The organism is Alteromonas macleodii, from assembly GCF_903772925.1.
In the GTDB taxonomy this organism is placed as follows: domain Bacteria; phylum Pseudomonadota; class Gammaproteobacteria; order Enterobacterales; family Alteromonadaceae; genus Alteromonas; species Alteromonas macleodii_A.
This window is the reverse complement of the sequence record NZ_LR812090.1, coordinates 3,841,830-3,859,123: the sequence shown is the minus strand read 5'-3', so window position 1 is coordinate 3,859,123 and position 17,294 is coordinate 3,841,830. Positions and strand designations below refer to the sequence as shown.

Genomic DNA, 17,294 nt, shown 5'->3' with positions numbered 1-17,294 from the left:
TTAATGAAAAAAGGTCTTATAGCTGCCGCATTGGGATGCGCATTATTTTCAGTTTCATCTCAAGCAGACACTATCGCAGGCGTTTACGTTGGAGCTCAAGTTTGGCAAACCGACACGCAAGGCGGTTTTGCAGATAGCAACAACACTGCTGATTTCAACTTCGACGATGAAACCAATACGGCGTTATATATTGCCTTTGAACACCCAGTGCCTTTTTTACCGAATGTGAAGGTAAATCACACTACGTTAGATAATTCGGGGTCAACAACACTGGATTCAACCTTTACCTTTGATGGTGAGCTTTTTGCGCAAAGCACCACGATCAATACCGACGTAGAGCTTGATGCAACTGATTTTATCTTGTACTACGAGTTGTTTGATAACGATTTGGTTAGCTTTGACCTTGGTGTAAACGCAAAATACATCGATGGTGCTTTGTTTGTGGTCGATACAGATAGTGACACCAGCGGCTCAGCTGAATTTTCTGGTATTGTGCCAATGGCGTATTCAAAAGTTCAGTTGGGTCTTCCTTTCACAGGGCTATCTGCATATTTTGAAGGTAGTTATTTATCGTTTGACGATCACGAGCTAAGTGATTATCAAGCTGCGGTTCAATATTCATTCATCGAAAGCTTAGCAGTCGATATGACCCTTCAAGTTGGTTACAGAAACGTAACGGTTGATATTGAAGATCTTGATGATGTTTACGCTGACATGGAATTTGACGGTGTATTCGCAGGCTTAGAACTTCATTTTTAAGCACTAACTATTTGTTTTTAAAGGCGTGGCTGCTTGTGCAGTTCACGCCTTTTTTAATTTCCGACGGGAATGTTTACGCGCGTTATTACCTATTCACACAGTCATTAGCACTTTCAGTAATAAAAAAGTTTCATTTATTCTTTTCTCTTCTTGTAGAAAGCCGTTAGCCTTAGCGCCATTGATAAAAGGCTAAAAGACTATGTCACAAGATTCTAATTCGAACTCAGCGCCAGGCGCGGTATTAAACGAACAGCAGTGGAATGCAATTACGCAAGCCATTGCAGGCTTAAATCGTGATCAACTTACTTGGGTAAGTGGCTATGCTGCAGGCATGGCGGCTGCGCAAGGCGGTTCGGTTGCCCCTGCGTTACAAAGCGCGCCTGCCGTAGCGGGTGACGCACCAACGCTAACTATTCTGTATGGCTCACAAACGGGTAATGCGAAGGGTGTAGCTGCGCAGTGTCAAGCCAAAGCAGAGGAAGCAGGCTTTAACAGCAAGCTTGTTAGCATGGCTGACTACAAGCCACGCAACTTAAAGGCTGAAACTCACGTGGCGGTATTTGTAAGTACCCACGGTGAGGGCGATGCGCCAGATGACGCCATAGAATTGCACGAATTCTTAGCGGGTAAGAAAGCACCTAAGCTGGCAAGTATCAAATACGCGGTGTTGGGTTTAGGCGATAGCAGTTATGAGTTTTTCTGCCAAACAGGTAAAGACTTTGACGAGCGTTTAGGCAAACTTGGTGGCAAGCCTATCGTTGAGCGTCTGGATTGTGATGTTGATTATGAAGCTGAAGCCGAAGCATGGCTTAACAAGTTGATTGAATCGTTAAAAGAGGATTTTAGTGCAGCACCACAAGCTGCGGTAGCGGCGCAAACCGGCGCAGCAGTGCAAGGCGTAGCAGCGCAGACATACACTAAAAAGGCACCGTTCAAGGCAACGTTAATTGACGCGCAGAAGATTACTGGTCGCGATTCAGTTAAAGATATCCGTCACATTGAAATAAGCCTTGAAGATAGCGGAATTACCTACAAGCCAGGTGATGCGCTAGGTGTTTGGTTTAAAAACGCAGCTTCTTTGGTATCAGAACTTATTAGTATTTTGTCACTAGATGGCAATGCTGAAGTGTCTGTAGGCGATGCGTCAATGTCGTTAATTGAAGCCTTAACGTCTAAACTTGAATTAACCTTAAGTTACCCTAACTTTATTAAGTCATATCAGGCTGCAACAGGTTCTGAATCGTTAGCAACTTTGATGGAAGATAAAGCGCAGCTACGTACTTATATGGCCGAACGCCAAATCATTGATATTGTGCGCGACCACCCAGGTAAACTATCTGAACAGCAGCTTGTAGATGCATTGCGCCCATTAACACCACGTTTGTACTCTATTGCATCAGCCCAAGCTGACGTAGAAGACGAAGTGCACTTGACGGTAGCTCACGTTGACTACGAAGCGTTTGGTCATCGTCATCAAGGTGGGGCGTCTGGCTTCTTGTGTGAGTATTTGGAAGAAAATGGTGAGGTAGAAGTTTTCGTTGAAAACAACGATAACTTCCGTTTACCGGAAGATCCGAATACACCTGTTATCATGGTCGGCCCAGGCACGGGTATTGCGCCATTTAGATCCTTCATGCAAGAGCGTGACGTTCAAGGCGCTGAAGGCAAAAACTGGTTGTTCTTCGGCAATCCTAATTTTACGCAGGATTTCCTATACCAGGTAGAGTGGCAAGGTTACGTTAAAGAAGGTCTGCTAGATAAAATTACGCTTGCATTCTCTCGTGACCAAGAAGAAAAAGTATATGTTCAGCACCGCTTATTAGAAAACGGTAAAGAAGTGTACGAATGGCTAGATCAGGGCGCACACTTTTATGTGTGTGGTGATGCAATGCACATGGCGAAAGATGTAGAAAACGCCTTAATCAATATTGTGCAAGAGCACGGCGGAAAATCTGAAGCCGATGCAAAAGCCTATATTGTAGAGTTACGAAAAGCGAAACGTTATCAGAAGGATGTCTATTAATGAGTAACGAAAAATCACCATTTATCGTTGAGGGCAAACTGGCTGACAACGAGCGTCTAAAGCGCGAGAGTAATAATTTGCGCGGTACCATCACTACCGATCTTAAAGATGATCTTACCGGTGGTTTCACAGCTGATAACTTCCAGCTTATTCGCTTCCACGGTATGTACCAGCAAGACGACCGTGACATTCGAGCAGAACGTGCAAAGCAAAAACTTGAGCCGCTTCACAATGTGATGCTGCGCGCGCGTTTACCGGGTGGCGTGATCACGCCTGACCAATGGTTAGCTATCGATAAGTTTGCAGCTGACCACACTATGTATGGCAGTATTCGCTTAACTACTCGTCAAACTTTCCAGTTTCACGGTGTATTAAAGCCTAAGATTAAGTCTATGCACCAAATGCTTAACAAAGCTGGCATTGACTCTATTGCAACGGCGGGTGATGTAAACAGAAACGTACTATGTACCTCTAACCCAGTTGAATCCGAGCTTCACCTTCAGGCGTTTGAGTGGGCTAAAAAGATAAGTGAACACTTACTTCCTAAAACTCGCGCATATGCAGAAATTTGGTTGGACGGTGAAAAAGTTGAGACTACCGAAAAGCCTGTTGAACCTATTTTAGGTGATAACTATCTGCCACGTAAGTTTAAAACTACCGTGGTTATTCCTCCGCAAAACGACGTAGATGTTCACGCGAACGATCTTAACTTTGTTGCGATTGCAGAAAATGGGCAGCTAGTTGGCTTTAACGTACTTGTTGGTGGTGGGCTTGCAATGACTCACGGCGACAAGAGCACGTACCCGCGTAAAGCCTCTGACTTTGGTTTTATACCGCTGGAAAACACGCTAGACGTTGCCGCTGCAGTTGTTACTACGCAGCGTGATTGGGGTAATCGTGTTAATCGTAAGAACGCGAAAACCAAATACACCTTAGAGCGTGTTGGTGTAGACAACTTCAAAGCTGAAGTTGAGAAACGCGCAGGCGTGACTTTCCAAGATAGCCGACCTTACGAATTTACCGACCGTGGTGACCGTTTTGGCTGGGTTGAAGGTATTGACGGCAAATACCACCTGACTGTGTTTATCGAAAATGGTCGTATTTTGGATTACCCAGGTAAAACACTAAAAACAGGTTGCGCAGAAATTGCCAAAATACATAAAGGCGATTTCCGTTTAACTGCAAACCAGAACCTGATTATTGCTGGTGTTCCACCCCAGGACAAAGACAAAGTAGAAGCCTTGGCTCGTGAGCATGGCCTTATTGCGCCAAGTGTTTCTAATCAGCGCCTAGATTCAATGGCCTGTGTTGCACTGCCAACTTGTCCGCTAGCGATGGCGGAAGCTGAGCGTTACCTGCCAGACGCTGTTACCGAGCTAGAGGGTTTACTTGCCAAACACGGTCTGGAAGAAGACAGTGTTATCTTCCGCGTAACAGGCTGCCCAAATGGCTGTGGTCGCGCGATGTTGTCTGAAGTTGGCTTGGTAGGTAAAGGTCCAGGCAAGTACAACTTGCACCTAGGGGGCAACCGAGAAGGTACGCGTATCCCACGTATGTATCGTGAAAACATTAGCGAACAAGAAATCATGGCAGAGCTAGATACGCTACTTGGTCAATGGGCTAAAGAGCGTGAGAGTGGCGAGGCCTTTGGTGATTATGTTGTTCGCGCTGGTATTGTAAAACCAGTAGTAGACTCCGCACGGGATTTCTATGACGAATAATACAGCAGAAAAGCAGCAACCACTTACGCTTGATATCAGCAAGGAAGATCTTGCTGATATCAACGATATGTTGGAGAAAATGACAGCGCAAGAGCGAGTTGCTTGGGCGCTGGATAACTTGCCCGATACTCATATTGTGTCTTCGAGTTTCGGAGCACAGTCGGCAGTTATGCTGCATATGCTTACTCAAGCACAGCCGGATATCCCGGTTGTGCTTACTGATACCGGGTATTTGTTTCCAGAAACGTACAAATTTATCGATGAGCTGGTTGAGAAGCTTAATTTAAACTTGCACGTTTACAGCGCAAAAATGTCATCTGCGTGGCAAGAAGCGCGCTTCGGTAGGCTTTGGGAGCAAGGCATCGAAGGTATTGAAAAATACAACAAGATGAACAAAGTTGAGCCAATGCAGCGTGCGTTGGGAGAACTAAAAGTAGGCACTTGGTTTGCCGGTTTGCGCAGAAGCCAATCTGATACCCGTGGCAAACTACCTGTATTACAAAAAGTAGGGCAGCAGTTTAAGCTATATCCAATTATCGATTGGAGCAACAAAGACCTCCACTACTACCTTAAAGATAACGACTTGTCTTACCATCCACTTTGGGAGCAAGGTTACGTTTCAATTGGCGATTGGCATACAACGCAGTCGTTGCAAGAAGGTATGAGTGAGCAGGATACCCGCTTCTTCGGGTTAAAGCGCGAATGTGGATTACACGAATTTGGTGACGGTATTTAACTTATGTTGAATACCTCGCCCAATACTTTTTTCAATTCTTGCAAATACTTTTCGTTAGAAGATTTAGTCACCAGTTTGTAAAGCTCACTTCCTACAGAAGTAAATTTGTAATACACCAACGCAACGCCTGAAGTTTTACACGTAAGCGTTATATTCTCATTAACACATCGCCATGTGACCCGTTGCCCCTCTACATATTCTCCACTCTCGATTTCACTGGCATAGATTAATTTCATTTCCTGCAGCGACAATAGGTCTGGGTAACTAAGTCCAACAGAGGCTAGGTTTAATTGTTCTGGAATGGGTTTTCGAAGAAACGAGAGCAGGCCTTTACGCTTATGATATCCCACTAATATGCGCGGTACAGTATCACTACTTTTTCGGCTCGCTACGTTAACCGCTTTATTAAATACTTTAGCATCTCTGTGTGTGAGCGTTTTGAGCAACTGCAGAGTGCGAAGTGAAAAACTACCGGGGTGAGCGACCTCAACGGCAAAAATCTTGCCCCACAATTCTTGCATCGGTTGGCTGTAAATTTCCTCAGCCATGGTACTAAAAGCAAAAAACCAATCTGCATCAAGATTATCGCTAGTTTGTTCGTTGATTGAAACATTTAGTGCTATATTTAAAACAGACTGAAGATTACTCGCTTTTTGAGTTTCTAGAATTTGTTTCCTTCGTTCTAGCGCATGTTTTTGCTTTTTAGGATCAGGAGACATCATGGAAGGGCTAATACCCACTCTAGCAAACCATGACAACATGCGTTGGCGGCTTACATCCGCTTTGATAGAGCTCGCCACTTTCTCAGCAGCGGGTTGGTCATTAGGCGCTTTAGCGCTACTGACTTCCGTGTTCTGAGCTTTTTTAATCTCAGGGGGCAAGTGCTGAGGTGTAATCTTCATATTGATTTAAATTATTGAATGTAAATTAGCATGTAACATGAGAGCACTATTGCATTGCGTAACCCATTTATCAATGCGATTGTCTCCTTAATACAGTAAGTCGTGCATTCTTGTTTTGTATGTATCGGGGAAATGAGCGGTAATGTCGGCAATGGATTACGATAACGACGAGTTAATTTTTTTAGATGATGATGATTCAGTTGCAGAGCCGGTGTTATTAGGCAAAGACTGGAACATTCTTATCGTCGATGATGATGAAGAAATTCATACGGTAACGCGGCTGGCGCTATCTGATCTCATCGTACACGATCGCAAGTTAAACTTCATTCACGCTTATTCTGCGAAGCAAGCCAAAGAAAAACTTCATGAATTCGGTAACAGTATCGCTATCATTTTGCTTGATGTTGTTATGGAAACCGACGATGCAGGCTTTGATGTCGTTAAATATATTCGTGAAGACATGAAACTGTACGAGCCTCGTATCATTTTGCGTACAGGGCAGCCAGGTTATGCTCCTGAAGAGCAAGTTATTAAAGTTTACGATATTAATGACTACAAAACGAAAACTGAACTTACGCGCTCCAAGCTACTTACGACCATTATTTCTTCGCTGCGCTCATACCAGCAAATTATCACCATAAGCCAAAGTCGCGCTGGTTTAGAAAAGATAATTACCTCGTCGGCTAATTTGTTTGAAGAGCACTCGGTCAAAGAGTTCTGCGAAGGAGTTGTCACACAAATTAGCTCTCTTATAGGTCTCGATTCTGAAGGGCTGTTATGTGCCCGAGCCGGTTCCCTTTTAGACCAAGACGACGAACAAGTATATGTCCTTGGTGCAGCGGGTGAATATGCAAAATTTATCAATCACCCGGTTGTAGACGTTAACAACATTGAAATTGAAGAAAATATAAGCCGTTGCTTACGCCTTAAGAAGCACATATTTGAGGCGAGTTGTTCTGTACTTTATATAAGTCGCGCTGGTTTTGAAGCCGCTGTGTACGTTAGGCAAACTCACGAAATCAGTGAATTGGACAAAAACCTTTTAGAAGTATTCTTATCTAGCATTTCTGTAGGCTACGAAAACGTCAACCTCTTCCACGAGTTAAGGAATGCAGCGTTCAGGGATTGGTTAACCCGATTACCAAACCGCAATGAGTTCATTAATATGCTAGACAAGCCTCACTTGTTTGGTGGAGAAAATTTTAGTGTTGCGCTTATCGATGTTAATCATTTTTCCGATGTTAATGATGGGCTAGGGCAAGAAGTTGGTAACGAGTTACTGCGCGCAATCAGCACTCGTTTTCAGACGTCTTTCGATGGCCAAGTCAAAAAGGGACGAATCGGTGCTGATGTTTTTGGACTTATCGGCCCGGATGAACTTGTCTGTCCAGAAGCTATAAACGCACTTTTCCAATCATCGTTTAAAGTTGGTGATCACACACTACCTGTGAACGTTACCGTCGGGTTTTGCAAGCTAGAGAATAAGCGCCATATTGGCATTGAGATTCTAAAGCGTACCAATATTGCGTTAAATCGCGCTAAGAAAAACCTGACAGACAACTTCGAGTATTACGCTAAAGATATTGAGGATCAGACCACATGGCGTTTGGATATGATCCGTCAATTAAGAAGCGACTTTGCGGCGAGAAAGCTAGAACTATGGTTCCAGCCCCAAGTAGACCTGCTCAATGAAAAAGTAGTGGGTATGGAAGGCCTGCTTCGCTGGCCAGATGGAGAGGGAGGCTATATCTCTCCAGCTGTTTTTGTGCCACTTGCTGAATACTCTGGTCTTATCGTTGATATTGGTGAATGGGTACTCGAAGAATCATGTCGCCGGTTGCAAGAGCTGAGAGAAAAGGGGTATGGGCATCTTAGGGTTGCTGTAAATATATCTATTCCCCAGTTTCGCGATAGATTATTTGTCGAAAAAGTTAAACAAGCACTTTCTAAAGCCAATTGTGACCCCAGTCTCTTAGAGCTTGAAATAACCGAAAGTGTGGTAATGGACGAGCCGCAAATAGTGATAGATGCTTTGCGCACGTTGAAAGAGTTTGGTGTCCAAATTGCTATCGATGATTTTGGTACAGGCTTTTCTTCCATGAGTTACCTGCAGCAATTGCCACTAGATCGTTTGAAAGTCGATCGTTCGTTCGTTAAAGACATCAAACCGGGTGCTAGTGCAGTGCTTGCCGAAACCATAGTAACGTTAGGAAACAAGTTAGGTTTACTCACCATCGCCGAAGGTGTGGAAAAAAGAGAGCAAGCAAGCTACATGATTAAACTTGGTTGTGATGAGGCGCAAGGTTATTTATATGCCAAGCCCATGCCTTTTGATGCACTTCTAACGTTTCTTGAGGCGCACGATTAATCAGATAAGGCTGCTGAAACAACACGCTGCAGTTTGGGAAGTATAGTCTGCTCGAACCATGGATTTTTAGCAAGCCACCTGTTATTCCTCCCAGATGGGTGAGGTAAAACAAAGTGTGTATTAGTCGGCGCGCCTACTGCTTCAGTCAAAGTCTTGTACTGGGGTAAATAATACTGCTGTGAGTATCGACCTACGTAAAGCGTGACTTTAGGCTTTAGGTAGGTGAGAAACTCATTGTGCCATGTAGGTGCACATTCTTTTCTAGGAGGGGCATCAGCGCCGTTTTTGTATCCTGGAAAGCAAAAGCCCATAGGTAGCACCGAGATCAAGCGAGAATTATAAAAAGTTTCTTTAGATACGCACAGCCATTCACGCAAGCGATCCCCGCTGGGATCATTAAACGCAATGCTTCTTTCGTGCGCTTTAAGCCCTGGTGCTTGCCCAATAATAAGAATTTTTGTGGATGGTGAAGTGTTAAAAATAGGGTTAGGTTTGTGAGGTAAATGAGGTTCACACAACGTGCAACTTTTTGCTTTGGCCACCAGTACATTGTGCCCTTTCAATATTTTCTCCAATTATTTCTCTTTGTAATACTTTTGTCACAATTGTATGATCTCAATTTGACTATCTAATGTATATACAGTATGTTTAATAGTGACAGTAGTAGACTGTAGCACAGGAGAAGAAACATGCGTAAAGTAGTACTAACATTAGCTCTATCAGCAGCCTTTGGTATTGCGCATGCGGAATCTGGTGAGAACCAGCTTTTCGATTGCATGGATGCGAAAACATTCGAAATGAATAACCAATGTATGTCGGATCAAATCGGCAATAACATTCGTTTCCGTGATGCACAAGCAAAGCTGATCGACATTGCAAGCGAAAGTCAGGGTGACTACGCTATTGCAACAATGACATTCGATCAAGAAAATATGCACATCGACATCGTAGCACATAAAGACTCGCTTAATGCGCTTGCTGCGAACCGTAACTAATCATTAGTTAACGCATATAAGCCGGCGACAATTTCGCCGGCTTTTTTGTATCTTTTAAAAAATCCTATTTAGCCCGTTGATGGCAGCAACACGATACGCTTCCGCCATGGTCGGATAGTTAAATGTGGTGTTAACGAAGTAGTCTATGGTGTTGCCTTCACCTTTTTGCTGCATGATGGCTTGGCCGATATGAACAATCTCAGAGGCACGTTCACCAAAGCAGTGAATACCCAGTATTTCTTTCGTTTCCCGGTGAAATAGAATTTTAAGGCTACCCGTTTGCGTTGATGCAATCTGCGCTCTAGCCAAATGTTTGAACTGGGCTCTTCCCACCTCATAAGGTACTTTGGCTGCGGTAAGTTCTTGTTCTGTCTTACCTACCGAACTAATTTCCGGGATGGTATAGATACCTGAAGGAATATCTTCTACTAAAGCTGAATGTGTATTTATGCCGAGCATCGCCTCAGCGGCAAATCGACCTTGATTATAGGCTGCCGATGCCAAACTTGGGTAACCAATCACATCGCCAACCGCAAATACATTGTCTACGTCAGTTTGATAACTTTCATTAACTTTAAGTTGGCCTCTACCATCAGCTTTTAAACCAATATTCTCAAGTTTCAGGGTATCGGTGTTGCCCGTACGGCCATTAGCAAACAATAAGCAATCGGCCCGCATGCGCTTGCCTGACTCTAGGTTCAAAATTACTGAATCATCTGTCGCTTCTACAGAGGAGTAGGTTTCATTGTGACGAATAAGTACGCCGTTGTTCCATAAGTGGTAACTTAGCGCATCAGAGATTTCGTCATCTAAGAATGACAACAAACGGTCTCGCATATTAACCAGATCGACTTTTACTCCCAAGCCTCTAAAGATACTGGCATATTCCGACCCAATTACACCTGCACCATAAATTATGATGGACTTTGGATCGTGATCTAAAGATAAGATGGTGTCAGAGTTATAAATACGAGGGTGATTAAAATCGATATCTTTCGGGCAATAGGGGCGCGAACCTGTAGCTATTGCTATTTGTGCTGCTTTGACCGTGTCCTTCGAGCCATCTTCTCGGGTTATTTCCAAGGTGTGAGCATCGACAAAGCTGGCTTCGCCATGAAACAGGGTAACGCGGTTCCTATCATAAAAAGAAGAACGCAGGCGAGTTTGGCTTTGCACTACGCCACTAGCATGGCGCATGATGTCTGAAAATGTAAGGCTCTTACTTAAGTGGTTGTCGGCAAACAGGGGAGACGTATTGTATTCAATAAGACGACTGACAGAGTGACGAAGCGCTTTAGATGGAATGGTTCCCCAGTGAGTACAGCCGCCACCAACTGCTTCGTATCGCTCTACCACTGCCACTTTTTTACCGGTCTTGGCAAGCTGCATTGCAACACCTTCTCCACCAGGGCCAGTGCCTATAACTATCGCGTCGTAATGATACGACGGAGCTTTAGTTTTTTGCTTCGTTGCCATCTTCCTTTCCCATATTGTTATCTTTGTATTACGCGGAATATCAAAATAGTGAGCCGCAATACAAAATAAGTGATTCTGGTTTTAGTATAACTACCTTACTTACTTTGTAATTCCAACTATAGAATAAAAAAAACCACATAAGCAGATACTTATGTGGTTTTCGTTTTAATCCAATTAGCTAAAAGAATACGTAATGCTACGCCATTTGTAGTGACAGGCTTTGCAGTTGGACCCATTTCTCTTTCTGCACTGCAAAGGCGTGCTTCATCTCTTTATATTTGTAAGCAAGCTCTAATCCTTCAATGCTGCGTTTTAATGTACGCTTCTTAACGCGCATAACGCGCTTTTTCGTTGCGTAGTACTCACTCATCCGCTGCATTAGCAGGTCGTACTCTTCTTGAATAGTGTGCATCATTTCTTCCGCATTCGGTAGTAACGATACTTTTTCACTTGCTCTTTGAAGCTGCATGGCCGCCAGAGCCTTTTCGATGCGTTCTTCAGGCACCTTGCGAAGGTTCGACGTTAAACCTACATAAGACAGCCCTTTGATCAGCCATTTAGTCGGATCAAACTGATACCAACGAATGCCATTACGGTAGTCGTACTCAAAAATATGGTGATAGTTGTGATAACCCTCACCAAAAGTAAAGAATGCTAAGACGCCATTATCACGTGCCGTATTCTTATCGGTGTAAGGCTGACTACCCCAGAAGTGAGCAAGTGAGTTAATGAAGAAGGTAACGTGGTGAACCAGCACTAAGCGCAACACACCGGCTACTAAGATCATGCCCATGACGTCGCCGTTCAGATAACCCAAAAGACCAGTAATACCAAAGTTAGCAGCGAGTACGATAGGCAAGTAGTATTTGTGCTGCCACATTACAACGCTATCTTTTTGTAGATCTTTACAGTTGCTGTAATCATCGTAACGCTTGGCTTGATACTCGCGTAACATCCAGCCGATGTGCGCAAACCAAAGCCCTTTCTTTGCAGAGTAGGGGTCTTTGTCGTTGTCATCTACATGGCGATGGTGAACGCGATGATCTGACGACCAGTGCAAGATACTGTTTTGCAGGGCCATCGCCCCACCAATCGCTAATACGACACGAACTACAATGTTGGCATCGTAGGTTTTATGTGACCACAAGCGATGATACCCAGCGGTTATCGACATACCGGTGAAATAGAATAGGAATATGGCGGTACCGATTTCTGCCCAATCGATACCCTGATATGCCACCCAAAGCGGCACACCTATAAATGCAATTGCGCCTGATATTATAAATACCAGCACATTCGTTAGGATAAGAGGAGGTTTTTTCATTTTATACAACTTGGCTTACAACTGTTCGCTAATTTATCTTTTTACGAGGCTTCAGGCAAGCAAAACCCATATAAGTTCTGCTTACATGTGTAAAGTTTAATTATAGCCGAGGGTGGCTAAAACGTAGGTAAAACGTGAGAATTAATGCTTAACCCTTGTTTATAAAAGAGATGATTTTGTTTCCCTTTCCCCATCAGTGCGTGTTGCGATAAACTAGGCGTGCTAGTCTTTGATGTATGAGGTTCGATTGCGTTAATGGTTATTCAGATGACGTTGAAAGTAGACTCTAAAGTTAAAAAATCATCAGACCATTAAAAGTTAATGAACACAGGGTGCGAACGTGAGCCGACAAGAACAGAAATTAAAAACCCGCCAAAATATTATCCATGCTGCGTTTTCACTGCTAGACGAAAACCGTAGTTTATCGGCAATAAGTTTGCGTGAAGTTGCCCGAGAAGCTGGTATTGCCCCCACGTCGTTTTATCGACACTTTAAAGATATGGACGAGTTGGGTTTAACGCTGGTGGATGAAGCAGGTTTGGCCCTTCGTCAGCTTATGCGCCAGGCTAGAAGGCGCATAGCTTCAGGCGGGGGCGTCATCCATACCTCTGTTGAAACCTTTATGGAATTCATCGCGGCCAACACAAACGTATTTCGTTTATTACTGCGAGAGCATACCGGTACGTCGTCTGCTTACCGACTAGCAGTGTTCAGAGAAATTCAACATTTCATCGATGAACTTACTGACTACATTATCGAGCAGCAGGGTGTGGAATACGCCTGTGCCCAGTTACAAGCCGATGCCATGGTAAGACTGGTATTCAGTGCCGGAGCTGAAGCATTAGAAGCGGATGATAAGCTTAGAAGTGAAATCGGTGAAAGAGTGAAAACGCAACTTCGCTTTGTTCAAGTAGGCGCTACGCAGAAAGCGTAGCACGGAAGTATTATCAAGTATTTTACGAAACAGATTCTAGTGTAAGCCTTCTTATTACATGGAATATAGCTTGTTAAGCTCTCAATACGATAACGCTGGGTTCAACCAGTTAATTTTAAGAAAGAGAGCAAGATATGTATTATTCAGTTTTAGAAGTTACACCTACTAATGAAGCGTGGATCCCACACTATGTAAAACTCGCCGCAGATATCGTGTCGAAACATGGTGGAAAATATTTAGCGAACAGTGCAAATCATCAAACTTTAGAGGGCGAAAGAGAAGAACCCGCCATTCGCGTTATTATACAGTGGCCTTCAAAACAAAGCGCACTCGACTTTATGTCTGACCCAGATTACCTTCCGCTACTAAAACTAAGAACTGACGGCTCAATAAGCCATCACGTTCTTGTAGAAGGCAAGGAGTAGTAGAAAATGACTTACACGCAAACTAGACTTTGCGTGTAAGTAGTACACCTGCCTCGATGTGATGAGTGAACGGGAACTGATCGAAAAGCGCAGACTGCGAAATATTGTGAGTCTTACTTAAAAGCTCAAGGTTCTGCGCTAAAGTCTCAGGGTTACACGAGATATACACAATATTATCGTAATCCTGAATCATTCTTAGCGAGTCTTCATCTAACCCAGCTCTTGGAGGGTCGACCAATACAGTGGTGAAATTGTAAGTGCTTAAATCAATGCCTTCTAAGCGACTAAACGTACGCTCGCCCTTCATAGCCTGTGTGAATTCTTCAGCCGCTAACCTAACAATTTTTACATTGCTCAGCTCATTCTGCTCAATATTAAATTGTGCAGCCTGCACCGAAGGTTTAGCTATTTCGGTACCTACGACATTATCAAAGTGAAGTGCTAGCGGCAGTGAGAAGTTACCAGCACCGCAATACATTTCCAGTAAATCGCCTGAGAGTGGCTTTACACAATCTAAGGCCCATTCAATCATTTTACAGTTCACTTCAGCATTGGGCTGAGTAAAACTGTTTTCTATATGCTTGAAAACGAATTCTCTACCGTTTACTGGTAAACGCTCAATCACAAAATCGTTGTCGATAATAAGCTTTTGTTTTCTAGCGCGACCAATGATGTTTACTTTGGGAAAGTGAGTCTCAAGTGTCGCTTTTAATTCTTTTGCAGCCACTTGCCATTCTTCATCTAATTGACGATGGTATAAAAGACTTATAACAAGTTCGCCAGACAGTGCAGAGAGGTAATCGATTTGAAATAACTTTTTTCTGAGAGTTTCGTTTGGTCTTACTTCTTCAAGCAAAAGTCTCATCGCATCGTTTATTGCTTTGCAAGCAGGGGGAAAGCTATCTACACGATATTTTTCTTTCGTTTCCTGATTAAACATTATGTGGAATAAGTCATCGCCCTCATGCCACACTCTAAACTCCGCACGCATACGATAGTGCGTTGGCTGAGACGGGAATACAGAAAGTTCTGGTGCATTGAATGGAGAAAGCAACGCGGTGAGACGATTTACTTTTTCGTCCAACTGCTCTTGATAGCGTTGTTGTTCATTGGTGGTCATAAAATTCTCCATTCATTATTAAGGTCGCGAATTGTAGTCCCTTAAAAAATAACTGCAACAAGCGCTCCCGACTTCTTCATTATTAGTATGCATGATTGCCTAAATAGCTTTTAGAAAAAAATGCTGTATTAAAATTAAACAATATTGATTCTTTGCCGATAATAAGAATGAGGATAGTGAGGATCAAATTATGAACGTGGGTCAAATTAAAGCTTTTATGGGAGACCAAAAGGTTGATCAGAAAGCGGATCAAAAGGCAACGGTTCACCCGAATGAAGCGCTTAAAAAGCAGCTGCAGCAAGACGGATTGCAGCAAGCCGCTGAGTTCTCGAAGCAACAAGCAGCTTCAGTATCTGTTTCAAGTAGCCAGACGAGTATCGGCTTGCGCGTGGTAAGTAGCAATATTAATCAAGCGTTGGAAATAGATGGGCAAAAACCACAAGAAACGAAAGAGAAAAATCTTGAAGAAAAGTCGAGCGGTTTATTCGATTTTGAAAAAGTAGCGCGAAACGTACTTAAGTTCGTGGGCAGCGTTATTCGCGGCGCAGCCGATGGAGGTGCCAGCGACGAAAAGCTGACCGGGCTATTTAGCCAAGCAAGGGAAGGAGTAAGCCGCGGTTTCGCAATGGCCGAAAAAGATCTCGCTGGGTTTATGAATGAAGAGATTGAGCAAGGTATAACGAAAAGCCGGGATCTTATTGATACGGGTATTAATGATCTAGAAACCGATATCTTCGGTCGCCAACAGCCTAATGCTGTTCAACTTTCATCCTTAGAAGCTTTAGCTGCATCGGACGAAAAAAGCGGTAGTTTGGTAATTCGTACTAAAGATGGTGATGAGGTGAGCTTTAGTTTTGAAAGCCAGCGATCTTTCCAGGCTTCTCAGCAATTCAATTTTCAAGCTCAGGCATCTCAAGATTTATCTGGCGGAAATGGTGAACAAAATGAAAATGATTTTTCGGCAAGCTATTCTCAACAAACGTCTTATCAATATTATGAAAGAAGCGGTATAAGCTTTTCATTAAAAGGAAAGCTTGATGAAGAGGAATTGAATTCGATAGCTGATTTAGTTGGACAAGTACAGGATCTAGCCGACACCTTCTATAGTGGTGATATCGACAAGGCATTCGAAGAAGCACTGAGTTTAGGCTTTGATGATAAAGAGTTGGTTGGTTACGCACTACAACTAAATAGAACAACACAAACAGAAGTGCTAAAGACATACGAAAATATTCAGCACTATAACGAAGATAAAAGCGACAACGCGAAGTTCGGTAATGTGGTTAGTCCAATCGCTCAGTATCTAGAGAAAATGATGGATACCTTTGCTAACGCAGAAAGTAAGTTAGAAAGTAACGAAGACTATAATGCGTTAATAGCTGGCATTATTAACGAAATGGAAGATGTACAGGTTCCTGACCTTATATCCGCCATAAATAGATTTCGATCTTTTAATCAAACTTTATTAGATGGCCTTCCTCAATCTGCTGAAACCAGCGAGAGCTAATGCTTATGACAATAAAAAGCCCGGAAGCGAGAGCTTACCGGGCTTTTTTACATAACTAAAAACTACGAATAAGAATTACACGTGTTCGACTTTGTCTTTTGCAGGTCGAACTTTCAACGTTCGTTCCTGGAAGATTGAGTCATTTGTTTTATCAATAACACTGCTAAGGTCGTCTGTGACAACCTCGATAAAACCGTAACCTTTTCTTTTTCCAGTTTTGCGATCCTTCATTAAACGAACCGACTGCACTTCAATAAAGCTACTGAAGTATTCCTTTACTGCATTCTCGTTTGCCCTATAGGGTAAATTGCCCACATATAGAGTCTCGACTGATCCGTTATTGGTGTGTGCTCTGGCATCTGAGGAAGATGGACTTTGAATAAGAGACGCTAGCCAAGGAGTAACGATACCGCTTATCAGCAGAGCTGCAGATACGGTAAGTGGAACATGGACGTTTAAACTAGCAGAAGAAAATAACAAATACCCTGCAATTGCAAAAATAGCGCTAATTACAGCGCATTGAATAAAGCCTACTTTCATATACCTACCTTTCTATTGTTTATTATGGTGTTGGAGGCTGTATATAGTTTACTCATTTGTAACAATTTGAACAATAAAATGTGAAAAAACTAGTCGAAAGATGCATTGAGCCTATGGAAATGATGCAGAAATGAGCGGTTAACACCAAAAGCGCCTTAAAAAGCAAAAAAAACCAATTTAAGTGTTGATCTTTCTCAAGAGGTATCTATAATGCGCTCCACGTTCTGAGGGGGCTTCGAGAAAAACAAAGCCAACTTAGCAACAAGTGCGAAACCAAGTTTTCAAACAAATAAAAAGTTTAAAAACATGGTTGACATCGAAAATAAACGATGTAAAATGCGCACCTCACTCGAACAGGGTGAGTCACTAAGAGGCAATGACTTCTGGTGAATTGCGACGGAGTCGCAATGTTCTTTAACAATTTAGACAAGACAATCTGTGTGGGCACTCGTTAAGAGTGTCAC

15 protein-coding genes are annotated in these 17,294 nt (G+C 43.1%); 9 read left to right on the top strand and 6 right to left on the bottom strand.

Annotated elements, in window-relative coordinates; all coding sequences use genetic code 11:
• Positions 1–3: 3 nt before the first annotated feature.
• From PCAR9_RS16535 to PCAR9_RS16520, 4 genes are all read left to right on the top strand, one after another.
• Positions 4–759: a TIGR04219 family outer membrane beta-barrel protein gene (locus PCAR9_RS16535; protein WP_179984562.1), complete on the top strand. Its 756-nt coding sequence runs from the start codon at positions 4–6 to the stop codon at positions 757–759.
• Between the two features lie 199 nt (positions 760–958).
• Positions 959–2,782, top strand: a complete 1,824-nt coding sequence (locus PCAR9_RS16530) for an assimilatory sulfite reductase (NADPH) flavoprotein subunit (RefSeq protein WP_179984561.1) — start codon at positions 959–961, stop codon at positions 2,780–2,782.
• Positions 2,782–4,503 (top strand): assimilatory sulfite reductase (NADPH) hemoprotein subunit, encoded by a 1,722-nt coding sequence (gene cysI / locus PCAR9_RS16525; protein ID WP_179984560.1) that lies wholly within the window; start codon positions 2,782–2,784, stop codon positions 4,501–4,503. The genes PCAR9_RS16530 and cysI overlap by 1 nt, the downstream gene beginning before the upstream one ends.
• The gene (locus tag PCAR9_RS16520) at positions 4,493–5,239 is read left to right on the top strand and encodes a phosphoadenylyl-sulfate reductase (RefSeq protein WP_179984559.1); all 747 of its coding nucleotides are present in this window, start codon (positions 4,493–4,495) and stop codon (positions 5,237–5,239) included. Before cysI ends, PCAR9_RS16520 begins: the two co-directional genes overlap by 11 nt.
• Here PCAR9_RS16520 and PCAR9_RS16515 read toward each other — a convergent pair.
• A complete protein-coding gene (locus PCAR9_RS16515) occupies positions 5,236–6,141 on the bottom strand; it encodes a TIGR03899 family protein (RefSeq protein WP_179984558.1) in 906 nt (301 codons plus the stop codon). The genes PCAR9_RS16520 and PCAR9_RS16515 overlap by 4 nt on opposite strands.
• Positions 6,142–6,283: 142 nt before the next feature.
• Between PCAR9_RS16515 and PCAR9_RS16510 the strand changes: the two genes are divergently transcribed.
• Positions 6,284–8,509 carry a bifunctional diguanylate cyclase/phosphodiesterase gene (locus PCAR9_RS16510; RefSeq protein WP_179984557.1) on the top strand — a complete coding sequence of 742 codons (2,226 nt, stop codon included), beginning with the start codon at positions 6,284–6,286 and terminating at the stop codon, positions 8,507–8,509.
• Here PCAR9_RS16510 and PCAR9_RS16505 read toward each other — a convergent pair.
• Entirely contained in the window at positions 8,506–9,084 is a 579-nt protein-coding gene (locus PCAR9_RS16505) for a uracil-DNA glycosylase family protein (RefSeq protein WP_179984556.1), read from the bottom strand. The genes PCAR9_RS16510 and PCAR9_RS16505 overlap by 4 nt on opposite strands.
• Positions 9,085–9,198: 114 nt before the next feature.
• Here PCAR9_RS16505 and PCAR9_RS16500 point away from each other — a divergent pair, with 114 nt between their 5' ends.
• Entirely contained in the window at positions 9,199–9,504 is a 306-nt protein-coding gene (locus tag PCAR9_RS16500) for a hypothetical protein (RefSeq protein WP_025254039.1), read from the top strand.
• A 54-nt stretch (positions 9,505–9,558) separates the two neighbouring features.
• On the opposite strand, the gene sthA is transcribed toward PCAR9_RS16500, so the two are convergent.
• Together sthA and PCAR9_RS16490 are read right to left on the bottom strand one after the other, a co-directional pair.
• Entirely contained in the window at positions 9,559–10,980 is a 1,422-nt protein-coding gene (sthA, locus tag PCAR9_RS16495) for a Si-specific NAD(P)(+) transhydrogenase (protein ID WP_179984555.1), read from the bottom strand.
• Positions 10,981–11,176: 196 nt separating this feature from the next.
• Positions 11,177–12,304 carry an acyl-CoA desaturase gene (locus PCAR9_RS16490; protein WP_179984554.1) on the bottom strand — a complete coding sequence of 376 codons (1,128 nt, stop codon included), beginning with the start codon at positions 12,302–12,304 and terminating at the stop codon, positions 11,177–11,179.
• Positions 12,305–12,644: 340 nt separating this feature from the next.
• Between PCAR9_RS16490 and fabR the strand changes: the two genes are divergently transcribed.
• Complete coding sequence (gene fabR / locus PCAR9_RS16485; protein ID WP_179984553.1) at positions 12,645–13,238, top strand: HTH-type transcriptional repressor FabR; 594 nt, start codon at positions 12,645–12,647, stop codon at positions 13,236–13,238.
• A 134-nt stretch (positions 13,239–13,372) separates the two neighbouring features.
• Positions 13,373–13,663, top strand: a complete 291-nt coding sequence (locus PCAR9_RS16480; RefSeq protein WP_179984552.1) for a DUF1330 domain-containing protein — start codon at positions 13,373–13,375, stop codon at positions 13,661–13,663.
• A 22-nt stretch (positions 13,664–13,685) separates the two neighbouring features.
• Here the strand turns inward: PCAR9_RS16480 and trmA are convergent, their stop codons facing one another.
• A complete protein-coding gene (trmA, locus tag PCAR9_RS16475; RefSeq protein ID WP_179984551.1) occupies positions 13,686–14,783 on the bottom strand; it encodes a tRNA (uridine(54)-C5)-methyltransferase TrmA in 1,098 nt (365 codons plus the stop codon).
• 190 nt (positions 14,784–14,973) lie between these two features.
• On the opposite strand from trmA, the gene PCAR9_RS16470 reads away from it, so the two are divergent.
• Complete coding sequence (locus tag PCAR9_RS16470) at positions 14,974–16,290, top strand: DUF5610 domain-containing protein (protein ID WP_179984550.1); 1,317 nt, start codon at positions 14,974–14,976, stop codon at positions 16,288–16,290.
• A gap of 75 nt (positions 16,291–16,365) precedes the next feature.
• On the opposite strand, the gene PCAR9_RS16465 is transcribed toward PCAR9_RS16470, so the two are convergent.
• Positions 16,366–16,830, bottom strand: coding sequence for an RNA recognition motif domain-containing protein (locus tag PCAR9_RS16465; RefSeq protein WP_179984549.1), 465 nt, complete (start codon positions 16,828–16,830; stop codon positions 16,366–16,368).
• Positions 16,831–17,294: the final 464 nt, after the last annotated feature.